Source organism: Chitinophaga filiformis, assembly GCF_900102545.1.
Classification (GTDB): Bacteria; Bacteroidota; Bacteroidia; order Chitinophagales; family Chitinophagaceae; genus Chitinophaga; species Chitinophaga filiformis.
The window spans coordinates 308,469-335,291 of record NZ_FNBN01000005.1 but is presented as its reverse complement, the minus strand read 5'-3'; the positions used below and the strand labels follow the sequence as shown (position 1 = coordinate 335,291).

Here is a 26,823-nt window from a genome sequence, read left to right as displayed (position 1 = left end):
AACCCCAAGGGGCAACCCTTTCCCTGGCCGGCCGGAACGGTATATTTTTAAGGAATCTGTCCTTATGCCTGCCTGCACTGGAAAGGAGACTGCCTGTATGAGGTCCCTGTCATAACCAATGATTATACAGGATAACTATTATTTATGCTGAAAGAGCCCGGTATTGCTTTCTTCCGTCTCTGCCTTAACTTTGCGACGCAAGAACAAATGAAAAGCGCATGATAAATACGGTGATTTTTGATATGGACGGGCTATTGATAGATTCTGAGCCACTTTGGGGAAGAGCGATGAGAGAAGTTTTCGCGACTGTTGGGGTAGAGCTTACCCCCGAACTGACCACCCACACTACCGGTCTACGTACAGCAGAGGTGGTAGATTACTGGCAGCATTACTTCAAATGGGAAGGAAAAGATAATCAACAGGTTACCAACGAGATAATAGATGCTGTTATCAACAAGATACTGGCGGAAGGTGAAGCAATGGAAGGACTGGAATATATCCTGGACTATTTTGCGAAAAAGAACTTCAAAATAGGATTAGCCTCCTCTTCTCCCCTGCGTCTGATAGAATCTGCGGTTGATCACATGGGTATCAGGGACAGATTCCATGCTATTTCTTCGGCAGAATTTGAGTCACATGGCAAGCCCCATCCCGCAGTATATCTGGCTTGTGCTAAAAAACTGGGTAGTGCTCCGCTGGAATGCCTGGCTTTTGAAGATTCGGTAACAGGGATGACGGCTGCCAAAGCTGCACGCATGAAAACAGTGGTGGTGCCTGAGGCACATAACCGTCAGAACAAGCGGTATGCGCTGGCAGACGTACAGCTGGATTCCCTGCTGGAGTTCAATGATGAGATATTGGCTCGCCTGCAGGCATAAGCTGTGTAGGTTCAGGTAAAGCCCCCGGGAAACAAGGGCGGGGGCAACACTTAGACATCAGATCCCTTGTTGGATTAAGCCGCAGGCATTAACATAATTATCTTCTACGGGCAGACGTCATCGTCTGCCTGTTTTATTTTATCCAATCCCCGAGACACTTAGCTGGGTTACAAAAAAGAAGAAGGGTGTCCCGCTACCGGAACACCCTTCATGTATTTCAACTACCTAAAAAGCTTATTCACCTTTCTTCTCGTCGCCTTCATCCTTCTTCAGCTTCTCTCTCAGTTCAGCCAGTGCACCCAGGTCGCCCAGTGTAGCTTTTTCTACCTTGCTCTGGATGGTTTTCACAGCTTTACGAGTTTTGTCAGCATCAGCTCTCTTTTCTTTGGCAACTGCTTCTTTCTCTTCGTTTTTAGCCTGTTCCCACACTCTTGTATGAGATACCAGTATACGTTTTTCGCTGCGGTCGAATTCAATGATCATGAATTCCTTCACATCTTCAACGCTGATAGGTTTCTCATCTTCAGTGCGCAGGTGACGGGCAGGAGCGTAAGCTTCCAGACCATACTGCAGTTGAACAGTAGCGCCTTTTTCATCTTTCTTCACTACAGTACCTTCATGAACGGATCCAATCGGGAAGATAGTTTCGAAAGTGTTCCAAGGATCTTCTTCAATCTGTTTGTGGCCCAGGCTCAGTTTACGGTTATCCTTGTCAATGCCCAGGATCACCACTTCGATCTCGCTACCCACTTTAGTGTACTCACTTGGGTGGTTGAAGCGTTTGATCCAGCTCAGGTCAGAGATGTGGATCATACCACCGATACCAGTTTCCAGCTCAACGAATACGCCATAAGGAGTGATGTTCTTCACGATACCTTTGTGACGGCTGTCCAGCGGGAATTTAGTTTCGATAGTAGCCCAGGGATCTTCTGTCAGTTGCTTGATAGACAGGCTCATCTTACGCTCGTCCTTGCTCAGTGTCACTACCACTGCTTCGTATTCTTCACCTAATTTGAAGAATTCTTTAGCATTGATAGGAGTAGAAGCCCAGGAGATCTCAGATACGTGTACCAGACCTTCTACACCAGGCAGAATTTCCAGGAATGCACCGTAGTCTTCGATGTTCACTACCTTACCTTTTACGCGCGCACCTTCAGTGATGTGTGCAGGCAGGGTATCCCATGGGTGAGGAGTAAGCTGTTTGTAACCAAGGCTGATACGTTTTTTCTCGTCGTCGAAGTCCAGTACCACCACATTGATCTTCTGATCCATCTGGAGTACTTCGCTTGGATGAGAGATACGTCCCCAGCTGATGTCGGTGATGTACAGCAGACCATCCAGACCACCGAGGTCGATGAATGCGCCGAAATCTGTAATATTCTTGATAGTACCTTCCAATACCTGGCCTTTTTCCAGTTTGGAGATAATATCCACTCTCTGCTGTTCGATATCGCTTTCGATAAGCGCTTTGTGAGAAACAACTGCGTTCCTGATAGCCTCGTTAACCTTAACCACCTTGAACTCCATTGTTTTGCCTACAAACTGGTCGTAGTCGGTAACAGGCTTAACATCGATCTGAGAACCTGGCAGGAATGTTTCCATACCATAAACGTCTACGATCAAGCCGCCTTTGGTTTTGCTGGTAACGGTACCAGTAACCACTTCGCCGGTTTTGTAAACTTCCACGATTTTTTCCCATGCACGCTGCTGGCGAGCCTGTTTACGGCTCAGGTGCAGGTTACCATCGCGGTCTTCTTTTTCAACAACCAGTACTTCTACTTCGTCACCTACTTTCAGTCCCTGCAGATCGCGGAATTCGTTCAGAGAGATCAGACCGTCAGATTTGAAGCCGATGTTGATCACAACGTCCGTTTTGGTCAGGCCAACTACGGTACCTGTGAGCAGGCCGTTTTCTTCGATCACTTTAAAAGTGTTGTCGTACGTTTCATCGTACTTCGCTTTCTCTTCTTTGCTGTAAGAAGATACATTGCGTTTGTCCACGCTCCAGTCGAAGTCATCGTGAGCGGTTTCTACAACAGGCGCCTTTTTTGTCGCTGTTTCTACCTGAGCTGCTGCTGCAGGTACCTGTTGTTCAGCGTTTTGTTCGTTAGTAATGTTGTTTTCTGCCAAAATTTGGTTCCTCCTTTTGTAAATAAATTCTTCCGGATTTTGTGCCCGAAAGTTTTAATTGGACGGCAAAGATACTTAATAATCATTAAAAAATAAGCAATTTTCACATGTTTAACACACTGGTCCCCCTTTCTCCCCTCCCCTTCGTCCGGGTACCATTTGCTCCAAAAAAATGTGCTGCTAAATAGATTTTTGATTGCAGATTTTGTACTAATTTTCAAGTATGAACGGGACCTCATTCAGCTCTGATATTCGCTATTGGCTTAGACAAGGAAATACAATTAACCATCTTCTTTTCTGGAATATAATTGTTTTCCTCGTCATGGGAACTGTGTATCTGATCGGCAGAATTGCACCAACCACAGACTTCCTTTCCAGTTTTCTTTTTGATAATCTTTCACTCCACGCCAATGTGTTTGCCTTCCTCCGGAAGCCATGGGGCTTACTGACCTACATGTTCACACATCTGGAATTTTTACATATACTCTTCAATATGCTGAACCTTTACTGGTTCGGTAATATTTTCAGGTCTTTCCTGGGCAATCAGCGGGTACTGCCGCTTTACCTGCTGGGAGGTATTATGGGAGGGGCTGCCTATCTGCTTGTATATAACCTGGCCTTTGGTGGCGTAAATGCTCCCATGATCGGCGCTTCAGCCTCTGTAATGGCCCTGCTGATAGCCTGCGCCACCAAACTACCCAATTACGAAATTGGCTTGCTCTTCATCGGTTCTATCCGTCTTAAATGGCTGGCACTGGTGGTGATCATACTGGACCTGATCTCCCTTACCCAGGGAAATGTAGGCGGCATTGTAGCCCATATGGGCGGTGCAGTGACAGGCTTCATCTATATCAAACTGCTGAACAACGGTACGGATATCTGCCAGCCGCTTATCTGGCTGTTTAACCGTCGTCTGCGGGTAGAAACACCCAAACGTTCATTTAAGCCTAAAAAGTCTCCCCTTAAGCTTGTGAAACCCGGTCTGGAGGAGAATAAGCAACTCCGGCTGGACCAGCTGCTGGACAAAATAAACGACAACGGCATGGACAGTCTTAGTCCTGAAGAAAAGGCATGGCTGAAGAAAATGAGCCAGGAATAAACGGCCATGTATACCAGCCATTCAAAATATGTAACTTTGCCGGCAAGATGAAAACATTTAACGTTCCGATTATATATCGCAGCCCGCTGATTACGGCTATCAAAAACCGCCGTAAACAACAGGACCGCATGAAGAAGGATTTTACACCTACCGTACTGGATTTTGGTCCCCTGAAGATATTGCTGGCCCGCCACTTTGGCTTTTGTTACGGCGTGGAAAATGCCATCGAAATCGCATTTAAAACAGTAGAGGAAAATCCCGGCAAAAGGATCTTCCTGCTGAGTGAAATGATCCATAACCCACACGTAAATAACGACCTGCTGGCCAAAGGTGTCCAGTTCATCATGGATACCGCCGGCAAACAGCTGGTTCCCTGGGAAGCGCTAACACCGGAAGATATTGTGATTATCCCTGCCTTTGGTACCACCCTGGAAATAGAGTCCAAACTAAGCTCTCTGGGCATTGCTCCCCTGCAGTATAATACCACCTGCCCTTTCGTGGAAAGAGTCTGGAATAAGGCAGAACAGATCGGACAACAGTCCTATACCGTAATCGTACACGGCAAACCCGGACATGAAGAAACCCGCGCTACGTTCTCCCATAGCCGCAGCAATACCCCTACCGTAGTGGTAAAAGATATGGAAGAAGCCCGTCTGCTGGCTACCTTCATTACCGGAGAAAAACAGGCCGACGAGTTTTACTCCCTGTTCAAAGGACAATACTCAGAAGGTTTCGATGTAACACGCGACCTTCAGCGCGTTGGTGTTGTGAACCAGACCACCATGCTGGCTACGGAAACACAGGCCATCGCCGACTATATCAAAAACGTGATCATGGACAGGTATGCCCTCAGTCCTGAGAAGGTGAGTGAACGTTTTGCAGACACCCGCGACACGCTTTGCTATGCTACCAATGATAACCAAAGCGCAGTAACCGGCCTTTTAGAGGAATCAGCAGACCTTGCTATTGTGGTAGGCGGATATAACAGCTCCAATACATCCCACCTGGTAGAATTATGTGAAGTAAAGCTACCTACCTACTTCATCTCTTCAGATGAGAAACTGGTGGCAGCTAATGAAGTATATCACTGGGATTTTCATCACAAACAGGAACTGCACAGCCTTTCTTTCCTGCCTGCAAAAGAGCAGGTAACCGTCCTGCTGACAAGCGGCGCCTCCTGTCCGGATGCACTGGTAGAAGCAGTGATCAGAAAACTACTCTCATTTTATGACCTGGAATATAAAATGGAAGAACTTGCGGCAACCTTTGCCTGAGGCTGATTTTCATTCACCGGAAATATTATAAAGTAAAAAAGACACCATTGCGGTGTCTTTTTTCTTTGGGGCTAATCAATGCTAGTAATGCAGAGAAAAAAAATTTTATATAGTAATAAGTTTAAACCTGAACCAAAATTAGTTGTTAGGCGATAAGCGTGCAACAGAGACTTATTATCCGGTGGTCTATTTCCTGTAAGTGGCGTAAAACAGATTAAATCTGGTTAGAACTGCATCGCCTTTTTCAGGAAATCAGCTTTCCGCCTGCGGGAGATTTCCACCTGTGTTCCATCACTCATGAGCGCAAATCCGCCCTCACCCTGTATATAAGACTGCATCTGCTGCAGATTGATCAGGTGTGAATTATGTACCCTGAAAAAGTCAACATCTGTCAGTAGCTCTTCAAATTCTTTCAAGGGTCTTGATACCATCAGGTTCTTTTTATCTGTAAAAAAGATACGGGTATAGTTGCCGGTGGATTCACAACGTACAATATTCTGTACCGGCATAAATACCAATCCGTTAATGGTAGGCAAGGCTATTTTCTTATGTGTCTGATGCAATGTTTTCATATTCTGCAGAAATACTTCCAGCGGCGATGTGGATGTTTCCGTTTGTCCGTTACGGCGACTGATACATTTCTGCACAGCATCCTGCAGTTCTTTTACACTGAATGGCTTCAGCAGGTAGTCCAGTGCGTTAAACTTGATAGCTTTCAGCGCATATTGCTCATAGGCGGTAGTAAATATTACATCAAAAGTGATCTTATCAAACAGCTTCAACAGTTCGAAGCCATTTTGGTGAGGCATTTCAACATCAAGGAAAACTACATCCGGCTGCAGTTCGGTAATCAGGTCTTTCGCTTCTTTCACGCTATTCACTCCTCCCAGCACAGTCACTTCCGGGCATTTTTTCTGAAGCATTGTCTGAAGAGCATCTATACAGTGTTGCTCATCATCAACGATGATTGCTTTAATTTCGCTCATGCTGTCTTTGTAGGTTTATTAAAATATGAATTCCACCGGTAAGATGAGTTTCACTTGTGTTCCCAGGGCTTTCCCGGTTTCATCTTCCAGATCAGTTATATTTACATCTGCTTCTTTGGTATTATTGATCTTTCTGATAAGGTCTATTCTTCCTTCTGTTACTTTCATGCCCATTGAGCGATGGGTTTGTCCTTTTTTCTCCTTTATTTCTACTGCTTTTTTACGCCCGATACCATTATCTGTTACTGTGCAGGTCAGGGTTTTTCCTCTTACTGAAACGGCTATCTCCAGTAATCCTTTTCCGGATTTGTGCACCAATCCATGCCAGATGGCATTTTCTACATACGGTTGAATAATCATCGGAGGGATCATTACCTCCTCTTCATTAAGATCTTCTGACACAGTGATCTGATAATCAAACACATCATTGCAACGCAACTTTTCAAGGTCAAGATACAGGCGCAAAGATTCCAGTTCCTTATTCAAAGATATGAATGTGTACTGCGTATTATCAAGAATCATTCGCATTAAACGGGAAAATTTGGTCAGATAGTCTGAAGCCTCCTCCTGGTTATTGCTCCAGATAAACCGGTGAATAGAGCTTAACGAGTTAAAAATAAAATGTGGGTTCATCTGCGCACGGAGGGACCGCAGTTCCAGTTGCAGGGTCTGTTTATTGGTTTCCAGGTTCCTGTGACGGATATAAAAGAACCCTCCTATGACCAACATCAACGCAAAGCCTGCCATAGACAAGGTATATACGACATTCCGTTTGGTACGCAGCTCACTTATCTGCTTATCATGTTCCAACAGTTTGATCTGGTTGTCTTTACGATCTACCTCATAAACGGCCTGTGTCTGCGCCCATGCCAGCGACGATTGTTCTTCCAGCAGACTATCCTTATAGACCAGCGATTTTTCCATGGCTTCCATAGAACGCTTGAAGTCTCCTTTCACCTTATAATTGTTCGCAATGGCCTTATAAGCCTCCATTAACAGGTATTTGAAGCGCCAGGTCTGGCAGAGTTCAATACATTGCATGAAGTATTTATGCGCTTCCTCATATTTTCCCTGCAGGCTCCACAGCTTACCGATGTTCAGATAACTTTCAGCCACGTGTACTTTATCATCCACATTACCATTCACTTCCAGGGCCTTATTCAGGTATTCATGGGCGCGTGCATAGTCCTTTTTCTCCTGGTAGGCAGAGCCAAGGGCATTATAACAGATGGCCAGCCCGATACTGTTATTCAATTGCTGGTTCACAGCCAGTGATTTCTTGTAATAGTCAATGGCGAGATCAAGTTTTCCTAATCCCTGGTACGCATAACCGATATTGCCAAGATTGATGGCTACTCCGAGTGAGTTTTTGCTTTGTTTTTCCAGCTCCAGGGCCTTTTCAAAGTGATTGATGGCCTCTGCATATTTTTCAGTGGAGAGTTTGATGTTGCCAATACTATTGATGGCAATACAGATATTGCGGACGTCATTGATCTTTTCCGCCAGCTGAAGCGCCCGGAAGTGATAATCAAAGGCCTTTTCCAGCTGATCGTCCATCCTGCGGTAGTCTACCCCGGTATTATTCAGGGCGTTACAGAGCCAGAGATCATTCCTGGCTTCTTCGGCATATTTAACAGCTTTCTGGTGATAATCGGCAGCGAGCAGGTATTCGGATTTGTTCCTTTTTGAAATGCCGGTCTCAATATATGCATTGAATATCCCCCGCGTATATTTGATACGCTGAGAGAGGGTTATTGCTTCCTGGAAAAAGAGGTTTTCCATCCCACGTTTGTCGAAGTACCTTCCCAGTAATTTACCCTTATCAATGAGCCAGTCTGCTTTACTGGTATCTCCGGGAAGTTTTCTGGCAGAATCGAGCGTCCGGTATACAAGGGCGGAATCCTGCGCCAGTGTAATGTTCCCCTTTACAAACAAAAGCAAGAAAAATAGATAGATATAGCCTTTAAACATGCACAGCCGAGGTAATACCACAAGTTAATTAAAAAAGCGAAAGGGCGAAAGAATTCGCCCCTTCTTCCTATTAACCGAATACACCTACTGAAAATATGGAACAAGGCAGGCATCCCCGCCCTGCACCACATTAAGTTTAATAAATATCAGCCCACAAAGCCTGGATATATATGTAATTACTAGCTTCACGGTTAATAGCAACAGGTCTGTTGGATATAGTTCTAAAAAGATCATTGCTGATCCCTTATGACTTCTCTTGACCACGTTGGGAAAATAATATGCTTAGTATTTACCGGTACATCAAATGAACCGTCAATACAATACCATTAAATAAAAAATGCAGGAAATTCTAGAGGATGTGGAAAATTATCTATGGGTTTCTTCCTGGTTTGTACCGGGAACATAACAAATTTAACAAGGATTTCTTAAAACTAAAAATAAATTCAGGAAGACTGCACAAGCACCGCATCGTCCACCCATTGCAGTACCAGCTTCAACTGTTCATCAGGTGTTAACTGACTATTATCCAGGATAATAGCATCTTCGGCTTTCCGTAAAGGGCTGATCTCCCGGTTAGTGTCGATATAATCTCTCAGTTCCAGATTTTCTTTCACTTCGTGGATACTGATATTTTTATTTTTGGCATATAACTCCTTGAACCGGCGTTCTACGCGGATAGCGGTATCCGCGGTCATGAATATCTTCAGTTCAGCATGCGGGAATACAGTAGTTCCGATATCACGGCCATCCATCACAATCCCTTTTCTAACGCCCATTTTCTGTTGCTGTGCTACAGCAAATTCACGTACTTCTTTTACTGCGGCTACTTCACTCACTTTTTCAGCCACCAGCATCTCCCGGATCATGTGTTCCACATTCTCCCCGTTCAGCGTGATTTCAGACGCCTCGTTGAGGGGATTGAATTCGAACTCCAGGTGAATATCATGCAGGGCCGCCTTTACAGCCTCATGATCGGTCCAGTCTACCCGGTTTTGTATAAAATACAGGGTTATCGCACGATACATGGCTCCACTGTCTATATACACATAGTCCAGCTCCGCAGCCAGTTGTTTAGCCAGCGTGCTCTTTCCACATGAGGAATAACCATCTATTGTAATAATAATTTTCTTCAAAACCCTGTAATTAAATAACTATGAGATGAATAGACGGTGTAAAGTTAAAAGAATTTTGGAAAAATGGAACAAGATTGCCGGTTATATACCGGCAATGATCCACCAGTTACTTCCATCTGACTGGATGGTATATGAAATCCTCGAAGAACTTGTTAAGGATACAGACGCTGCTGCGTCGATCTGGCCGCCATTTGTGTCAATTGTAACCGTACCATTGTTAGGCTTTTTAAAGACATATATCCTGCCTTTACAGGTATTGGCAGCCGGTAACGTTATTGTAATATTTGCACCGCTGGTTTTTACAACAGTATAATCGCTTTCGGTTAATGTTGTACTGCTGGTAACACCACGGATCGGCAGACTGAAACTTCCGTTCACCATCGCTGTGGAGGTGGGAGCATTTGTCTTAACCCCCAAACGGTTGTTCGTATCATCCCAGAAGAAATTGGCATTGTCTTGTCCTACCTCTGAAGAAGCATCGCTGGTCACGCTGCCAAATATGATTGATCCATTGGTAATAGTGTTATTACCATTAGTCATAATCGCCTTGTACCAGCCATTGATAGCGGTCGTTCCCAGCGGAGCAGTAATACCCGTCCACTCTTTCAGCGCCAGTGTATTCTTATCGAAATATAACTGAGTAGTAAATCCGCCGTTATTTCCCTTAAAGGCCATTGTACTCCATGCATAAGCAGTCGTACCAGCCGGACCATTGGTAACTACCCCGGTCACAGGACTGGCCCATATTTTCATACGTGTGGTAGACCCTGCCACGTCTGCATTACCGATATCATTGTCAGCCAATGTACCATAGGTAGCACCACCATCATTATCCGTATTTGTCTCCCAGGCAGTACCATTCCATTTCAGAACTTCACCACTTGTAGGTGTTTTGCTGGATACCCTCAGGCCCACCAGTTTGGAAGCGTTCCAGATAGCCAGCGAACTGTCTGCATACAGCGTACCTCCCGTGTTCAGTTTAAGGCTGTTATCGAGGGCTACTTCCTGCGGACTGCCGGCGCCTGCTGTATATCTTCCCAGCAATTTCTGGGTATTGATGTTCTGCATTTTTGCAAAGGTCACGGCCTGATTACTGATAGTACTTGCTACCGTACCGGTACCTGTTCCGGTAACATCTCCGGTCAGCGTAAGGCTGGAACTACCACCATTATCCGTATTTGATTCCCACGCTGTACCATTCCATTTCAATACCTCCCCGTTTGCAGGCGCTTTGCTTGACACTCTCAATCCAACCAGTTTGGACGCATTCCAGATTGCAAGGGAGCTGTCTGCATACAAAGTACCTCCCGCATTGAACTTAAGACTATTATCCAGGGATACTTCCTGTGTGCTACCCAGACCTGCCGTATACCTTCCTAACAGTTTCTGTGTATTGATATTCTGCATTTTTGCAAAAGTCACAGCCTGATTACTGATCGTACTTGCTACGGTGCCCGTACCTGTTCCGGTAACATCTCCAGTCAGTGTAAAGGTAGGACTACCCAGACTTTGCCATGCCCCCAGTGAACGTACAGTTAAACTATTATTGAGCGTCAGATATATCAGCATTCCATCGGGTGAACTTTTAATTGTTGTCGATGTTGTGTCGCTGATACGCGGCAGTAACAATCCCTGTGAGCCACTTTCCAGTTCCAGCAATGCCGATTTCTTTATCACACTGGGATTATTCCCCAGCTTCAGCTGCTGTGCATAAGACAATGTGGTCACCGAAAGGAATAATAGCGTTAATATCTTCTTCATATTTCTGAACAATTTCCTGAAATAGAACAGGAAAGACACAGGCAGTATTACCTGTGTACTTCCTGCAATGTTTTATATAATGTCTTTATCTGTTGACAGATAAATCATAGGTATCAATGATCTATTACGACTACTTTGCAGACATAAGCCTGTTTCTTCGTCTCTTTATGTGTTAATACAAGGAAGTAAGTACCGGTAGGCATATCCCTGATGTTTACCTCACTCTGACCGACCATTTCCAGTCTGCGTACCTGTTGACCCCATGTATCAAATACCTGTACGATCAGCGGTGTCTTAATACCTCGAACAGTTACCTTAAAGTCGCCATAGTTCGGGTTCGGGAATACAGTAGCCTGGATCAGCGGTCCTACTTCTCTTACGTCTGTGTATACATACTTTCCGGTAGCTGATACCGCCTTGATGCGGTAATAGCTCCATCCATCATAATCGTTGGTATCCTGATAATAGTAGTCAAGACGGGTTGTACTGTAACCACCTGGCGCTTTTGTTGGTACAGTAGCAATCTTCTTAAACGCTGTTTCGTTATCCAGCATCCGCTCTATTTCAAATACAGCGTTGTTAGTTTCGCGGCTGGTTGTCCATACAAGGTCGACCAGTGAATAACTTACACGGTAAGCGTTAAAGTGAATAATATCCGCCGGCAGATAACTATACGACAGGGAGGTCAGCTTGGCAAAGTACATGTTCATGCCAATGCCGGCAAAACCACGGGAGTGCATTGTCGCGCTCTGTAGCATGGGCTGTGTGGTCAGTGTGCCAGGCGCCATACCATCATTTACGGCTCTACGTAATTCCCAGTCAGTATCTATAAAACGGCTGATATAGCTGCTGCTACGGTTTACACTGTATTCCGGCGCTTCATCAGCATCCATGTGCTGCAGCGCAACACTTGTCAATCCTGTACCGTTCCCTTCCTGTCCAAGGTTCCAGGTTTTATATACCACGCTGTCATAAAGCGTCCTGCCTGTTATAGCGCGCAGGAATACGCTGTCAAAAACCCTGGCTTTAAAATCTTCCGGAGAGCCTTCATAGCGTACACCGGCAGGTGCATAGTTTGTGGCGCTGGTACCTACTGGAAACACTACCTGTCCTGCGCTGCTGCTCAGTTTTGCACGATAAAGGAAACCACCTGCTGTTTCAGTTCCGGTAACAATGAAACGTTGATCACTATACCCCGTAATAGAGCCCGGATTATCAGTCCCAACCATCAGGTTCCATCCATTCAGGAATACATGACCGTTGGTTAACTGTAGTGTATTTCTTATATGCAGGTCGTGCAGGTCCGCAAGCACAACACCGTTGGCATTGTTAATTTCCAGGTTGGGGAAGCTGGCGCCCGTCTTCGAAGCCACATTATAGCCGCCGGCAATGATCTGCTGGCCGCTTTTACTCATAAAACGAAAAATTCCCCCGGTACCATTAAGGCCGGAAGAGCTTTCATCAGACAATAAAGCAGAATAACTATTCGTCCACTGTTTACCCAGAAAATAAAGCACAGAAGCGGGACTGGATCCCAGCATACCGTCATTGGTAACATCTCCGAAAAAGGCGACATTACCAAAGCTCCACACCTTGCCGTCTGGAGGAATGTATGCTGCGTTCTGAGCTATAGTATTTATAGAAAGAACCACTAAACATAATATGAGTAAATATCTCTTCATGCAGGGTATTATGCCTTTTAATTTCAACCTCACCAGCCATTATATCCGTAGCAACGGCAGCGCATCATGGTCTGCAGGCGCTACGGCACAGATATTAAGGTTCCGGAATTAAGCAAGGTTCCGGACCGTTATAGTATTGATTGTAGAGATCTTGCGGGTCCCGGGAGAATTCAGCAATAAAAAAACTAACAGGAGCAGTCGATTACTGCTCCTGTTATGTAGTATTTTTTATTTTCTGATAATGTACCAGTTCACACCATCAGTCTGGATAGTAATGAAGGTCCAGTCATTGTAGATCATGTAGTTGGCGCCGCCTTCAATAGTACCAGCGCTTGGCTGTACAGTAACTGCGTTATTGATATCGCCGGTACCGATCTTCTTGATTGTGTAAATACGACCGGCAATAGCAGCAGAAGGAGTAGGCAGTGTGATGGTCAGTGCACCGCTGGTAGCATCTGCCAGTACTGTGTTGTCAGTATCGTTGATAGCGTATGAAGTAGTGGTCTTTGTAATTCTCATCTGTACAGAACCATTCACCTCCAGGGTTGAGTTGGCCGGAGCTGTCTTACCTACAGCAACAGCCGCAGCGAAGCTCTTGTTACCAGCGAAGCTCTGAGTGGCGGTAGATACCACACCTCGTTGAGCTGTAGTGTGTGAAGCATCTACAGCACTTGCGTTAGGCAGGTTGAAAGTAACATCGTTAGCAGTTGCCTGTATGTCGAAGTTTGCACCAGCGCTGTCTGTTTTGAAAGCTACATTCACATTGCTGGTAGTACCAGCACCTGCCTGGATAGTACGGATCGCTTTTGCGATTGCATCCAGGTCGAATGGTCTCTTTGTAACAGTGCTTCCTTCACGTACCAGCACATCATAAGATGCAGCAGTAGCAGCATTTGCCACACTGTTCAGTGTCAGTGTGCCATTGAGTGTAGTACCATTGGACACTGCCAGTGTATTCAATGTGGTAGCACCAGTTACACTGAGATCATTACCCAGTGTAGCAGCACCGGTTACACCGAGTGTATTGTTAACTGTAGTAGCACCATTCAGTGTAGTGTTGCCGGTTACAGCTAATGTGTTACCCAGCGTAGCAGCACCGGTTACACCTAATGTAGTACCCACATTTACAGCACCGTTGAAGGTCTTATCGCCACCAAAGGTCTGTGCACCAGTGGTTACGATACCCGCCAGAGTAGCGCTGGCTGCAGTCAGTTCCAGTTTGTAGCTGGCAGTAAGCGGATCGTAAGTGATACGACCACCTCTGTTTTCCTGGCCAGCAGCGATCGCTGTGATGAAGTCGGCGATAGACAGGTTGGTACCGCTTGACAGGGCCTGTAATTTATCCCAGTCAGATTTTTTCATGAAACCATAGGCAGCAGTAGCAGTAGGAGCCATAATAGGCGCATTTACTGTAATTTCTCCGGTGGTAGTGTTTTCACTAATGTTGAAAGATGCATGTGCAGAATCAGCATTAGCGAAGATATTAGCTGCCAGCGCTTTGAAGGCAGTCTGTGGTAATGTCCTTTTCGAAACGATGCCTGTACCGCTTAACATCATTACATCCAGCAGGGTATTATCCTGGTTTACAGTTGAAAATTTCAACTGTCTGTCGGCCTGTATACCAATCGCTTCAACACCGTTTGTACGGATAGAAAGCGGATTTGCATCAGCAGTACCGAGGTAATCAGCAGCTGTAGTACCTGTATTTCCTTTCAGGCTCCAGTTGGCCAGAGCGTCAGCTGTGCTGGCAATCTTTACCCAGGCGCCTCCCTTTCTCATGTATACGCCCTCAGTAGTGGTACCGCTGGCCAGGTATACGATCATACCGTCCACAGCATCAGTTCCGATAGCGGCGTCGATAGCTGTGAAGTTTGGAACTCTTGGCAGCAAGAGACCCTGTTTGTTGCTGCTCAGCTCCAGGATAGCTGATTTCGTGATCTGTGAAGGATTATCACCGATCTTCATCTGTGCCTGAACTGCTGTAGCTGCAAGGGTCAGACCTCCAGCTAAGAGAATTGTGCGTGAAGTGTTGCGTAAAACTGATTTCATAGTATAGGGATAGATAGATTTTATATCCGTTAATAAATATGTTACCATGATTTGTTGCAAACGAAAACACGCACCTGTCATGCGCATATAGCCATTATAGTTTATCCGCTTTGAGGCAAACCTATTCTGACTAGACCCCCGTTTGCACCGGGCCAGGTTTTAACAGTAATGAAGACTGGTTAAAAAAGGTTGGTTAAGAAAGATTGGATGTTGTTCACTTGTCGTTTACGAGTCTGGCACCACCTGCTGTGGATGTCCCATTTTGTATAATGCAAATATCTAATATTATTAATATTACTTTTATGACATGAACGTATCATTTTGACGGGCACAACCATTTTATATTTAATTGATTATCATTTAATTCTTTTGCAAATATAAAAACAAAATGCATCGCCGTCATTCTCATCGCAGAGTACTGGCTCTGAAATACCACGTTCATGTTATATTTTTTTTGAAGATATCCGGACACAGCAACAAGGCAAGTTTCTGCTGTTCTGATTGAACAATTCACTATTTTTAATGCTTCTAGCAAATCTGTTTACATAAAAAGGAAATCATACTTCAGATATGGGAGTGGTGCAGAATCTATTTTTAGGCCTGGGAAAGAAATTTCGCTCGCAACGCAAGCCTAACCAACTAAGCTTTTTCCAGGAAAAACGGCTAAAACACTTGCCTGACAACAAGATCAATAGTCTACCATATAAGAACGGGCAGATCTGGTTTAAGAGGGCATGGGAATTTATGCATTCCTATGAAGAGTTAATCACTAACGAGATCTATCGCTTTAAAGCAGATACAGATACTCCTTATGTTATTGATTGTGGCGCCAACATTGGCCTGAGCGTTCTGTATTTCAAATGGCTCTATCCTAAGGCGAAGGTATTGGCATTTGAACCGGACGGAGATAATCTGGCCATTCTCCAAAAGAATGTGGAAAGCTATGACATGAATGATATAAGCGTGCGGCAGCAGGCGGTCTGGACAAAAGAAGGACATATCTCTTTCCAGGCTTCCGGTTCACAGGCCAGCAAGATTTCTCTGTCAGACACACCGGATACGCAGACTGTCAATATTCCATGTACACGCTTAGCCAGCTTTTTACATCAGAAGGTAGATTTCCTGAAAATGGATATTGAAGGAGCAGAATATGAAGTGCTGAAGGATTGTAAAGATGACCTGGCTAATGTGCAGCATCTTTTTGTAGAGTATCATGGAGATATCAGGGAGTCTTCTCATCTGACAGAAATACTGGAGATTCTCAACAACGCCGGCTTCATGTATTATATACAGGAAGCAAGTGATAATGTGCCATACCCATTATTAAAGCACAAACAGTTTCACAGTTTTGACCAGCAGCTGAACATCTATGCACATCGGGGTTGATCCCTCGCTGGCTTCTCTCCTGCTGATAATAGCCTTAAATGGCTTTATTACCTGCATCTATTACCAGGGTTAACAAGAGCTACAGACGTATAGCCAAGGATCTGTGCGACCGTTCCGGCAAGGTTTTCTTTAACCTGATCTTTACCCCACATCATTGCTTAACGAACCAGATTGAAATAATCAGATAAAAAAATCCCGGACTAATGTCCGGGATTCCTATCAAAAACAATTTCTATCAACTATGGCTTAATTGTTTATGCTTCTGATTTTTCGGATTTGTTGCTCTTTGGAGAGTTCTTTAAAGTGAAGATCAGTTTCTGATTTTCCTTGTCAAGATCTGCGAGCAATACATCTCCGTTATGAATATTCATATTCAGTATTTCCTCAGCCAGAGGATCTTCCAGGTATTTCTGGATCGCTCTGTGCAACGGACGGGCGCCGAACTGCTGATCGTAACCTTTCTCTGCCAGGAAGCCTTTCGCCTCGTCTGTCAGTTCCAGGCTGAAGCCCAGGTTCTGAAGGCGTTTCAGCACGCTCTGCATAGTGATATCTATGATGGTATAGATATGCTCTTTGCTCAGTGAGTTGAATATGATCACATCGTCGATACGGTTCAGGAACTCAGGTGAGAAGGTACGTTTCAGTGCTTTTTCGATCACTGATTTTGTATTGTCTTCTTCGCTGGTTGCTTTTGCTGTGGTAGTGAAACCAACACCTGCACCGAAGTCTTTTAACTGACGAACACCGATGTTAGAAGTCATGATGATGAGTGTGTTCTTGAAGTCTACCTTACGGCCCAGACCATCAGTCAGAATACCATCATCGAGCACCTGTAACAGGATATTGTAAATATCAGGGTGTGCTTTTTCAATTTCATCCAGGAGGATTACAGAGTAAGGCTTACGGCGTACCTTTTCAGTCAACTGACCACCTTCTTCATAACCTACATATCCCGGAGGCGCACCAATCAGACGGCTTACGGAGAATTTCTCCATATATTCACTCATATCGATACGCACCAGGCTATCTTCTGAGTCGAACATATAACGTGCGAGGGATTTTGCCAGCTCGGTTTTACCAACCCCGGTAGGTCCGAGGAAGATGAAGGTACCGATTGGTTTCTTAGGATCTTTCAACCCTACCCTGTTACGCTGAATCGCTTTGGTCACTTTGGTGATGGCCTCATCCTGTCCAACAACAGCGCCTTTCAGGTCTTCACCCATGCGGCGGAGTTTTTCAGTTTCAGCCTGTACCATACGTTTAACAGGAATACCTGTCATCATGCTCACTACTTCTGCGATAGCCTCTTCGTCGATCGGATAGCGTTTGTGTTTCACTTCTTCTTCCCACACATTCTTCGCACGCTCCAGATCTTCTCCCAGTTTCTTTTCTGTATCACGCAGTGCAGCAGCTTCTTCAAAACGCTGGCTCTTTACTACTTTGTTTTTTTCCTGCTTGATATCTTCGATCTGTTTTTCCAGGTCGAGGATATTCTGAGGTACGTTGATGTTTTTAAGGTGCACTCTTGCTCCCACTTCATCCAGTACGTCGATAGCTTTGTCAGGCAGCAGACGGTCTGTCATATAGCGATCGCTGAGCTTAACGCACGCTTCAATTGCATCATCAGAATAGCTTACGTTGTGGTATTCTTCGTAGCGTGGTTTGATGTTATTCAGGATCTGAATAGTCTCATCTACGGTTGGAGGATCTACCATTACTTTCTGGAAACGGCGGTCTAATGCACCGTCTTTCTCAATATACATTCTGTACTCATCCAAAGTGGAAGCACCGATGCATTGGAGTTCTCCACGTGCCAGGGCAGGTTTGAAGATATTGGAAGCATCCAGGGAACCTGAAGCGCCTCCTGCACCTACGATGGTGTGGATCTCATCTATGAAAAGTATAACGTCACGGTTCTTTTCCAGCTCATTCATGATGGCTTTCATCCTTTCTTCGAACTGTCCGCGGTACTTGGTACCTGCCACGAGGGCTGCCAGATCGAGGCTTACCACGCGTTTGTCAAACAGTACGCGGGATACCTTACGCTGCACGATACGCAGTGCGAGGCCCTCTACGATAGCTGTTTTACCAACACCCGGCTCCCCGATGAGGATCGGATTGTTCTTTTTACGGCGGGACAATATCTGCGATACACGCTCAATTTCCTGCTCGCGACCCACTATAGGGTCAAGGCTGCCACTCTCGGCCAGCTTAGTGATGTCCCTGCCGAAATTATCCAGCACAGGAGTTTTAGACTTCGTATTGGTCTGTTTGGCCTTGGAGGCAAAGCTCTTACGCTCATCTTCAAATTCCTCTTCTCCAGGATCATCAAACTCCGCTTTGGGATCAGCAGATTTTACGAAGCCCAGCTCGTTTTTAAAAGTGTCGTAATCCACGTCAAACTGTTGTAAGATTTGTGTACAAACGTTTTCTTTATTCTTGAGGATTGAAAGCATTAAGTGCTCTGTTTCAACTGTCGGGCTTTTCAGGGCCTTCGCTTCGAGCACGGTAACGCGTATTACCTTTTCCGCCTGCCTTGTAAGCGGTAGACTGTTGATATTGGCGATGTTTTTTCCTGTCTTATCTTTTACGGCCAATTCAACCTCCTTACGTAGTTCATAAAGGTCTACATTTAAAGCCTGCAGAATTTTAACAGCTGTCCCTTCCCCTTCTCGAATTATGCCTAGCAGCAGGTGCTCTGTGCCGATGAAATCATTCCCCAAGCGTAAAGCTTCCTCTCTGCTAAACGAAATGATCTCCTTTACTTGCGGTGAAAAATTCTGGTCCATTGTGAGAATATTAAATTATTAAAACCCTTACGGGGACTTGCTTATACAATATTAGCAAATAATTTTGATTTACCTTTACCCTAACACTTTAATAGTATAAGTATACAATTAAGGGTGGCGAAGTAAGAAAGAAGGCTGTTATTTGGCAGGATTCCCGATTACTTATTTACTAACTTATAAAAGAAAATCTTGCTTATGGAATTCAAAATTGATACCAAAGAAAAAATATTGATTGTACAGCCTCAAATTACCACCCTGGATGCTAATTTGTCAGCCAGGTTTACTAAAGAGGTATCAGAATTACCAGATCTGGAGGGCCGCAACCTTATACTGGACATGGCATTAGTGGAAAAAGCCGATGATACAGGGCTTAAAGCCATTTTAACAGTATACCATCAACAATATGACGGCGGAATGTCATGTGCGCTTACCGGCCTTAACAGCACTTTAACAAATGCAATTAAAGCAGCGGACGAAACGGTCTATAACCTTGCTCCTACTATGTTAGAGGCTGTTGACCTCGTAATGATGGAAGATTATGAGCGGGAACTGATGCAGGATGAGGAATAATTTTTTCTGCTCCTCACATATTGGTGCTATATTTTTCCGTAATGTGGAAATAGATTCCATTTTTCGGAATAAATAGGAGAATTTAGTAATTATTTATTTTCGTTCATGTTTGCAGTCACCATTTTAGGCAACAATTCGGCTCTCCCCACGTTAGAAAGACATCCAACAGCTCAGATTATAACATGTAATGATCAGCTGATACTGGTTGATTGCGGAGAAGGAACACAATTACAATTTGCGCGCTATAAGATCAAAAGCAGCCGCCTGAGATACATTTTCATCAGTCATCTTCACGGAGATCATTATTTCGGCCTTATAGGCCTTTTAAACAGCCTTAGCCTCCTTGGCAGGAAAGAGCCTCTGACCATCTTCGCTCCGCCTGAACTGGAAGCTATTATCCAGTTGCAAATGCAATGTTCGGGCTCCATTTTCCAGTTTGAACTGCAGTTTGTACCTCTGCTGGAAGAGAACCAGGGGCATATTCTGAGCGATAAAGACCTGCATGTCAGCTTTTTTCCTACCATGCATCGTATTCCCTGCTACGGGTTTATATTCGAAATGCAGAAGCGGAAACGCAAACTTCTTCCCGAGCAGGCCAAAGTGTATGAAATTCCTGCGGCCTTCTACTCAAAATTGCAGGAAGGCGCTGATTATCAACGTAAAGATGGGTTCATTGTAAAAAATGACTGGGTAACACTGCCTCCTCCTAAAGAGAAAAAGTATGTCTTCTATGCCGATACGGCATACTCCGAAGAGCTGGTCCGCTTTGCTCACAATGCAGATCTGGTTTACCATGAAACGACATATTTACATGCCCTCGCGGAAAGAGCGGCAGAACGGTTTCACAGTACTACTGTACAGGCAGCCACCCTGGCATTAAAAGCCCATGCCCACCGGCTGATAGTCGGGCACTTTTCCTCCAAGTATACAGACCTGAAGTGCTTTGAAGAGGAATGCCGGGAAGTATTCCCTAATTCTGATGTGGCTGTTGAAGGTGCTACCTACATCATCTGATCATCGTTTAAAATACAGATCCCCGTCCTGCTCAGCAGAACGGGGATCATTATTTCTTACCAATACCTGGTCTTACTTGTAATTTTTCCTGAAAGCAGCTATACGGCTATGTAATCCGGTGCTTACCGGCACTACCGGCAGGCGGAAAACATTCTCAATAAGTCCTGCATCTGCCATAAACGCTTTTACGCCGGCAGGATTGTTCTCTTCAAACATCAGGTCAAATGAGTCCTGTAGCTTGTAATGCAGCTCACGTGCTGTAGGAATATCGTTCGCCAGTGCAGCCTTTACCATTCCTGCCACATCTTTTGCATAATAGTTCGCAGCAACAGAGATCAGGCCATCCATACCGGTAGCGATCTGAGGGAATGCCAGTGCATCATCGCCACTCACCACCAGGAAGCCTTTCGGCTTATCCTTGATGATCTGCATACACTGTATCATATCTCCGCTGGCTTCCTTCATGGCAATGATGTTAGGCACTTCATTTGCCAGTTTCAGGGTAGTCTGCGCTGTCATATTACGGCCAGTTCTGCCTGGTACGTTGTACAGGATGATCGGTTTGGGAGAGGCAGCTGCTACTGCTTTATAATGTTGGAACAATCCTTCCTGGCTAGGCTTACTGTAGTAGGGAGCAACGCTCAATACCGCTATAGCTTCATCCAGCGGGCAGGATTCCAGCCGCTTGACAACATCGCGGGTATTGTAGTCACCAATACCTACTACCACCGGTACGCGCTTATTCACCTTTTCGAAGGTGAACTTCATAATGTCCAGCTTCTCTTCTGCGCTTAGTGTAGGAGTTTCTCCGGTTGTCCCCAGGGATACTACATAGTCAACCCCGCCGGAAATCACATGATCAATCACTTTTTCCAAAGCATTCCAGTCGATGCTTTCATCTTTTTTAAAGGGCGTAACCAGTGCCACACCGGTGCCTCTCAATTGTTCCATATTTTGTGAAAATTCCAGATAACAAATTCCAAATCGCCCTCTTTATCAATCTAAAGGTGGTGCAAAGATGACAATTTGGAATGGTATATGACAAAATAATTTTAGCGCTCGTCGAAAAATCCCATGTTACTGAACTTATCGATACGTTGCTCGATACGGGTATCGGCATCGATCTTTCTCAGTTCAGCCAGGGTGTTCTTAATGGTTTGCTTCAGAATGTCCGCCATTTCGTCCGGATTCACATGTGCACCGCCCAGTGGCTCTTTAATAACGCCGTCTACCAGGCCAAAGCGGCTCATATGGTCAGATGTCAGCTTCAGTTCTTCTGCCGCCTTCTCCTTAAAGTTCCAGCTACGCCAGAGGATAGTAGAACAGTTTTCGGGAGAGATCACTGTATACCAGCTGTTTTCCAGCATCAGGATCCTGTCTCCGATACCAATACCCAGTGCACCACCGGAAGCGCCTTCTCCGATAATGATGCAGATCACGGGCACCCGCAGCTTCACCATTTCGAATATATTACGGGCAATTGCCTCGCCTTGTCCGCGCTCTTCAGCTTCGAGACCAGGATAAGCACCGGGAGTATCTATCAGGGTAACAATAGGCTTATTGAACTTTTCAGCCAGTTTCATCAGGCGCAGGGCCTTTCTGTAACCTTCTGGGTTTGCCATACCGAAGTTGCGGATCTGGCGCATTTTGGTGTTAATACCCTTTTGCTGACCAATGAACATGACGGTTTCTCCATCCAGGTCAGCAAAACCACCGACCATAGCCTTGTCATCCTTCACATTCCTGTCGCCATGCAGCTCCACGAAATTGGTACACATTTTCTCAATGTACGCCAGGGTATAGGGCCTATCAGGATGTCTGCTGAGCAGTACCTTCTGGTAACTGGTAAGGTGCTCGTATACTTCCAGGCGGGTAGCGGCGATCTTCTGCTCGTACTCCTTTACAGTGGCGGTAACGTCTACACCTGACTTTGCTCCATTCTCTTTCAGTTTTTCCAACTGATCATACAGGTCCTCAATAGGTTTCTCAAAATCCAGGAATTGCATATTTATGTATAAAATTGGTTAAAGAACGATGTAAAGATAAACGCTAAAATATTTTTTAAAAAAGATTTGCATAATTGATGGCTTTGTTCCTATCTTTGCTGCCCCGAAAACAAGGGAAGGATCAGTAGTTCAGTTGGTTAGAATGCCGCCCTGTCACGGCGGAGGTCGCGGGTTCGAGTCCCGTCTGGTCCGCAAAAAGGGACAAGTCAATAATATTTTGACTTGTCCCTTTTTCATTTCCGTCTGCATTACTTGCCGGTAATCCCCCAGGTTTTCAACTTGATCCATTGTGGCCAGCACGAACTGAAAATTATTTTTTCGGTTCGAAATTCCGCTTCCCCTGGTTGTAGACGATTCCTTCCGGAAAGATCAACTATAGTACTGCGTCACCGAAATCTTCCGCTAGCCGGATCGCGGTTGACCAGGTGGATGATAAGCGGATAGGAATCACCGGAAAGGTAGCTTTCCCCGATAATATTTCTCTTAATTAAAAGTCTGTCTGAACTGTACAGGCGAAAGATTGGTTTTTGTTTTAAACAGCCTGCTGAAGGACTGTGAGTGCTCGAACCCCAGTTGGTAAGCTATTTCACTGATCGTAAGGTTGGTGGTAGTGAGCAGTTCCTTAGATTTTTCGATCAGCTTTTCATGAATGTGCTGCTGTGCGTTCAGCCCCGTAAGAGATCGTAACATATCGCTTAAATAGTTGGAGGTATAGTTCAGCTGCTCTGCCAGGTATTGTACGGTAGGTACACCCTGATAGAGCGGCTTTACTTCGCTGAAACAACTATTCAGCAGCTCTTCGAATTTTTGAAGCAGATCGCCTGTGGCTGCCTGCCGGGTCAGGAACTGACGTTTATAAAAGCGTTTTGCGTAGCTCAGCAGCAATTCAATTTGTGCAATGATCACTTCATGGCTGAAATCATCTATCCTGCTATTCAATTCTTCCTGAATGATGGCGAAAACAGATGATACCGTCGCTCTTTCCTGTTCAGAAAGGTGCAGGGCTTCATGGGAGGCGTAAGAAAAGAATCCGTACTGTCTGATCTTGGCGGCAAGCGGATAGCCTTGCAGGAAATCCTGGTGGAAGATCAGCGAATAACCTTCGTTTCCCTTGTAAATTGCCGTGCTGCCTACGATTTGATTAGGTGCTGTAAAAACCATGCTTCCTTCGTCAAAATCGTAATAACCCTGGCCATATCTGAATTTACCGCCCAGCTTATTGATAAAGGAGATTTTGTACAGTGTGGTTACATAGCTCAAAGGTAGCCTGCTCAGATTGATCCGTTCGTCCCTGGTATCCAGTAAAGTGATCAGTGGGTGACCAGGGCCCGCAATACCCAGCACACGGTGTATATCCGTTACCGATTCCATCCTGGCAACTTTTGGCGCGTCGTTTTTCATACTGTAAAAATAATAAGTAAGACCGGAGACTGTTTAAAGTTGCCGGTCATAATTAAAAATACGGTTAGTTCTGTAATTGCCCGATGGTATTACCAGGGCAGTGGTCCATCCGGACCGGTAAAGCCGCCGGTCGGACCATCGACCTCCAGCGCTACACGTATCGGCTCACGTGAGCCAACTTCCAGGCTGTCCGTGCCCTGGAAATTATTTAAAGCAGTAGCGGTATAACCGGGGCTGGTGGCATTTACCTTGATGTTTTCTTTTTCCAGCTCTAAAGCGAAAGCCAGTGTCACCGCATTAAGCGCTGTTTTAGAAGCAGCGTAAACAATGCCAAAATTTTCTCTCGCCCAGCAGGTAGGGTCAGATATCCAGGACAGTGAACCAAGTCCGCTGGAAATATTGACAATACGTGCCGCAGACGACTTGCGCAGCAAAGGCAACGCTGCCTGGGTAACGGCGATAACGCCGAATACATTAGTTTCCCAAACTGTTCGCACTTCATCCAGCGAAACATTGACGGCACGTCCGGTACTCATCAGCTCCTCCGGGCTTTTCGGAGCTGCTCCGCCATGTGATATACCGGCGTTATTAACCAACAGGTCCAGGCGGCCATATTCATTTTCAATACGCGCTATCGCTGTATGGATGCTTTGTTCCTGCGTTACGTCCAGCTGGATGGCCTTAGCGTTTTTGCCTATCTCGGCAGCAGCTTTTTCCCCGTTTTCCTGTTTACGCGAGCCTACATAAACGATATAGCCATTAGCAGCCAGCGCTTTGGCGATCTCGTTGCCTACTCCCTGGTTAGCACCGGTTACCAACGCAATTGGTTGGGTCGATGATAATGTTTGATTTTCCATAAATACTCATTAACTGTTACAAAGCAAAAGTCCGCATTGCGCTTATTATGATTGTAACCTAATCAAGGAGAGTTGTAACCTAAACCACGATCATGCAGCTGTATAAAACTAATGCCGCCAGTCTGGTGAAAGTATAGCAGCTGCTCAGCAGTCCGATGCTATCTTATGGTGCGCCCGGAGGATCCGACGCTTGCCCTAAAGTAGTTATCGTGTAGAGCAGGAAGAGAAAACTAAAAAATATTTCATAGGTTGAAACGGGTTGGTTGTTCGATGTATAATTGCAAATTAGATTATTGTCCGATAACGATGCCCTATCTGAAAGGCTACAGCTTCCCACCTACATTCTCTGGGAGGCCCTCATCTTGAGAGGCAACAGGCAGAAACTCATCAGGCCCTAAGACTTCCCCCTCTTCTTACTATCCACCTGATTAATAACAAGATCAATTATAACACGGCGCTCAACACCAACAAGCTTCGCTATAGCAAATAGCTGATCCAATGTAAAAGCAACAGGACGATTCAGCCGATAGATAAACGTCTGATAATTCATGCCCAGGTCTTTGGCCATGTTAGTACGGGAAACAGTGTCAAATATTTGCTCAAACTGTTTGATATGACCTGCTTCGATAAGTACCTTAATTGTTTCATATCCTGTTTTCTTAGCCGCCATTGTAGTAGATTCAGAACTATTTTACTTCCATAAAGTAAAAGCAAATGGCTATCCATTACATTTTAACAACATGTTTGTAAGTTTTTTATTTCTATTATCAATAATAATATTTAAGTAATTTATATTTGCTTCAGGTAAGATTACATAATAGATCGTGCTGAAACTTTTGTGGGACCAGTATTTATGCTCAGGTAATACCTAATATCATAGCCCATAACAACTTAGAGCTTCACCTTTTTATCAAACAATTCTGCTTATGTTCCTAACTCTTAAGGGGCGGAAAGTATGGACTAACCCCGTTAAGCTCCTCCCTTTTTTACCCCGGCCGCCTTTTTTTAAAGACCTTGGAGAGCCCTCCGGACCACGTGTGCTGCTTGCCTTAGATAATTTAGCCATCTCCAGGATGCTCAAACAATACCTGGAATGGACCGGAGTATCTGTTACAATTGTACTTACCCCTGAAGAAACAATAAAGATTGCGCTTTCAAGATCAATAGATCTCGTGATCTATTCCACTGCGCTGTCAGGGAGTTCCGATCCCCTGGCACTGTTAACCGGCATTCGGGAGCGGGGAGGGAAAATGCCGTTTATCGCAATTGTAGAGAAGGACTTTAATTCCCATGATGATTATATCCGGCAAGGTGTTGATGATATTATTAAAAAGCCGCTTGAAATTGCAGAATTGCAAAGAAAGATCGAACAGCAGTTAAATAAATCCTGAATAAAATTGTAACCGTGATCTATCATTCCTTCCGGCTTATTTAAGCCGGGAGCATGTTATCTCTGCATACCCTGTAACAATATTATTACCTAAACCTATCAGATGAAGAAGGATGAAGTGATCCGGATTATCAGAAAAAGAATATTTATCCGGTATAGCGAATGCCCCGTGCTTGAAGACTGTAAAGATATTGAAGTGGATATTCCTGTGTTACCTGTACCTGGCAATCTCTTTGACGGCAGCTTCTTTTTAAGTGAAGACCAGCGTGCAAGGCTTAGCACACAGGATATCCGCCTTTTTGTGGCTGACGTGAAGCATGAATTTCATGACATGGTACAGTACTGTATCATTGTGCTACAGCTTCTACCTGCTCAAACGACGCCATTAAACCAATCCCGGAACTAGCAACTTAATTCCCGAACTACGCCACTCCTATTGTAACAAGC

At 45.0% G+C, this 26,823-nt stretch carries 22 protein-coding genes and 1 tRNA gene; 10 read left to right on the top strand and 13 right to left on the bottom strand.

Features of this window, described 5'->3' with window-relative positions:
• The first annotated feature begins 218 nt into the window (after positions 1-218).
• Positions 219-878: a hexitol phosphatase HxpB gene (hxpB, locus tag BLR32_RS21500; protein ID WP_089834911.1), complete on the top strand. Its 660-nt coding sequence runs from the start codon at positions 219-221 to the stop codon at positions 876-878.
• 234 nt (positions 879-1,112) lie between these two features.
• Here hxpB and rpsA read toward each other — a convergent pair whose 3' ends face one another.
• The gene (rpsA, locus tag BLR32_RS21495) at positions 1,113-3,008 is read right to left on the bottom strand and encodes a 30S ribosomal protein S1 (protein WP_089834910.1); all 1,896 of its coding nucleotides are present in this window, start codon (positions 3,006-3,008) and stop codon (positions 1,113-1,115) included.
• A gap of 322 nt (positions 3,009-3,330) precedes the next feature.
• On the opposite strand from rpsA, the gene BLR32_RS21490 reads away from it, so the two are divergent.
• Positions 3,331-4,107, top strand: coding sequence for a rhomboid family intramembrane serine protease (locus tag BLR32_RS21490; protein ID WP_176842379.1), 777 nt, complete (start codon positions 3,331-3,333; stop codon positions 4,105-4,107).
• Between the two features lie 47 nt (positions 4,108-4,154).
• Complete coding sequence (locus BLR32_RS21485; RefSeq protein ID WP_089835083.1) at positions 4,155-5,381, top strand: 4-hydroxy-3-methylbut-2-enyl diphosphate reductase; 1,227 nt, start codon at positions 4,155-4,157, stop codon at positions 5,379-5,381.
• Between the two features lie 224 nt (positions 5,382-5,605).
• On the opposite strand, the gene BLR32_RS21480 is transcribed toward BLR32_RS21485, so the two are convergent.
• The 5 genes from BLR32_RS21480 to BLR32_RS21460 all read right to left on the bottom strand — a co-directional run bounded on the left by BLR32_RS21480 (position 5,606) and on the right by BLR32_RS21460 (position 12,884).
• Positions 5,606-6,367, bottom strand: a complete 762-nt coding sequence (locus BLR32_RS21480) for a LytR/AlgR family response regulator transcription factor (RefSeq protein ID WP_089834908.1) — start codon at positions 6,365-6,367, stop codon at positions 5,606-5,608.
• Between the two features lie 18 nt (positions 6,368-6,385).
• Positions 6,386-8,308 (bottom strand): tetratricopeptide repeat-containing sensor histidine kinase, encoded by a 1,923-nt coding sequence (locus BLR32_RS21475; protein WP_176842378.1) that lies wholly within the window; start codon positions 8,306-8,308, stop codon positions 6,386-6,388.
• A gap of 473 nt (positions 8,309-8,781) precedes the next feature.
• Complete coding sequence (gene cmk / locus BLR32_RS21470) at positions 8,782-9,471, bottom strand: (d)CMP kinase (RefSeq protein ID WP_089834906.1); 690 nt, start codon at positions 9,469-9,471, stop codon at positions 8,782-8,784.
• A gap of 81 nt (positions 9,472-9,552) precedes the next feature.
• On the bottom strand, positions 9,553-11,232 hold the full coding sequence (locus BLR32_RS21465; protein ID WP_143011541.1) for a hypothetical protein: 1,680 nt from the start codon (positions 11,230-11,232) through the stop codon (positions 9,553-9,555).
• Between the two features lie 113 nt (positions 11,233-11,345).
• The gene (locus BLR32_RS21460; protein WP_176842377.1) at positions 11,346-12,884 is read right to left on the bottom strand and encodes a T9SS type A sorting domain-containing protein; all 1,539 of its coding nucleotides are present in this window, start codon (positions 12,882-12,884) and stop codon (positions 11,346-11,348) included.
• A 10-nt stretch (positions 12,885-12,894) separates the two neighbouring features.
• Here BLR32_RS21460 and BLR32_RS34505 point away from each other — a divergent pair, with 10 nt between their 5' ends.
• Positions 12,895-13,026, top strand: coding sequence for a hypothetical protein (locus BLR32_RS34505; RefSeq protein WP_262487431.1), 132 nt, complete (start codon positions 12,895-12,897; stop codon positions 13,024-13,026).
• Positions 13,027-13,142: 116 nt separating this feature from the next.
• Here the strand turns inward: BLR32_RS34505 and BLR32_RS21455 are convergent, their stop codons facing one another.
• The gene (locus BLR32_RS21455; RefSeq protein ID WP_143011540.1) at positions 13,143-14,963 is read right to left on the bottom strand and encodes a hypothetical protein; all 1,821 of its coding nucleotides are present in this window, start codon (positions 14,961-14,963) and stop codon (positions 13,143-13,145) included.
• Positions 14,964-15,635: 672 nt separating this feature from the next.
• On the opposite strand from BLR32_RS21455, the gene BLR32_RS21450 reads away from it, so the two are divergent.
• The gene (locus tag BLR32_RS21450) at positions 15,636-16,349 is read left to right on the top strand and encodes an FkbM family methyltransferase (protein ID WP_176842376.1); all 714 of its coding nucleotides are present in this window, start codon (positions 15,636-15,638) and stop codon (positions 16,347-16,349) included.
• 254 nt (positions 16,350-16,603) lie between these two features.
• Here BLR32_RS21450 and BLR32_RS21445 read toward each other — a convergent pair whose 3' ends face one another.
• Positions 16,604-19,138 (bottom strand): ATP-dependent Clp protease ATP-binding subunit, encoded by a 2,535-nt coding sequence (locus tag BLR32_RS21445; RefSeq protein ID WP_089834901.1) that lies wholly within the window; start codon positions 19,136-19,138, stop codon positions 16,604-16,606.
• Between the two features lie 195 nt (positions 19,139-19,333).
• Here BLR32_RS21445 and BLR32_RS21440 point away from each other — a divergent pair, with 195 nt between their 5' ends.
• Both BLR32_RS21440 and BLR32_RS21435 read left to right on the top strand, forming a co-directional pair.
• Positions 19,334-19,708: an STAS domain-containing protein gene (locus tag BLR32_RS21440; protein ID WP_089834900.1), complete on the top strand. Its 375-nt coding sequence runs from the start codon at positions 19,334-19,336 to the stop codon at positions 19,706-19,708.
• Between the two features lie 105 nt (positions 19,709-19,813).
• Positions 19,814-20,722 carry a ribonuclease Z gene (locus BLR32_RS21435; protein ID WP_089834899.1) on the top strand — a complete coding sequence of 303 codons (909 nt, stop codon included), beginning with the start codon at positions 19,814-19,816 and terminating at the stop codon, positions 20,720-20,722.
• Between the two features lie 72 nt (positions 20,723-20,794).
• Here BLR32_RS21435 and dapA read toward each other — a convergent pair whose 3' ends face one another.
• On the bottom strand, positions 20,795-21,673 hold the full coding sequence (dapA, locus tag BLR32_RS21430; RefSeq protein ID WP_089834898.1) for a 4-hydroxy-tetrahydrodipicolinate synthase: 879 nt from the start codon (positions 21,671-21,673) through the stop codon (positions 20,795-20,797).
• Positions 21,674-21,774: 101 nt separating this feature from the next.
• Positions 21,775-22,728: an acetyl-CoA carboxylase carboxyltransferase subunit alpha gene (locus BLR32_RS21425; protein ID WP_089834897.1), complete on the bottom strand. Its 954-nt coding sequence runs from the start codon at positions 22,726-22,728 to the stop codon at positions 21,775-21,777.
• A gap of 118 nt (positions 22,729-22,846) precedes the next feature.
• On the opposite strand from BLR32_RS21425, the gene BLR32_RS21420 reads away from it, so the two are divergent.
• A tRNA-Asp gene (locus tag BLR32_RS21420) sits at positions 22,847-22,920 on the top strand.
• Between the two features lie 291 nt (positions 22,921-23,211).
• On the opposite strand, the gene BLR32_RS21415 is transcribed toward BLR32_RS21420, so the two are convergent.
• The 3 genes from BLR32_RS21415 to BLR32_RS21405 form a co-directional block, all read right to left on the bottom strand.
• A complete protein-coding gene (locus tag BLR32_RS21415) occupies positions 23,212-24,129 on the bottom strand; it encodes a helix-turn-helix domain-containing protein (protein ID WP_089834896.1) in 918 nt (305 codons plus the stop codon).
• A gap of 89 nt (positions 24,130-24,218) precedes the next feature.
• The gene (locus tag BLR32_RS21410) at positions 24,219-24,986 is read right to left on the bottom strand and encodes an SDR family NAD(P)-dependent oxidoreductase (protein ID WP_089834895.1); all 768 of its coding nucleotides are present in this window, start codon (positions 24,984-24,986) and stop codon (positions 24,219-24,221) included.
• Between the two features lie 394 nt (positions 24,987-25,380).
• A complete protein-coding gene (locus BLR32_RS21405) occupies positions 25,381-25,656 on the bottom strand; it encodes a hypothetical protein (RefSeq protein WP_089834894.1) in 276 nt (91 codons plus the stop codon).
• Between the two features lie 256 nt (positions 25,657-25,912).
• Here BLR32_RS21405 and BLR32_RS21400 point away from each other — a divergent pair, with 256 nt between their 5' ends.
• Positions 25,913-26,377, top strand: a complete 465-nt coding sequence (locus tag BLR32_RS21400; protein ID WP_089834893.1) for a response regulator — start codon at positions 25,913-25,915, stop codon at positions 26,375-26,377.
• Between the two features lie 102 nt (positions 26,378-26,479).
• The gene (locus tag BLR32_RS21395; protein WP_089834892.1) at positions 26,480-26,782 is read left to right on the top strand and encodes a hypothetical protein; all 303 of its coding nucleotides are present in this window, start codon (positions 26,480-26,482) and stop codon (positions 26,780-26,782) included.
• Positions 26,783-26,823: the final 41 nt, after the last annotated feature.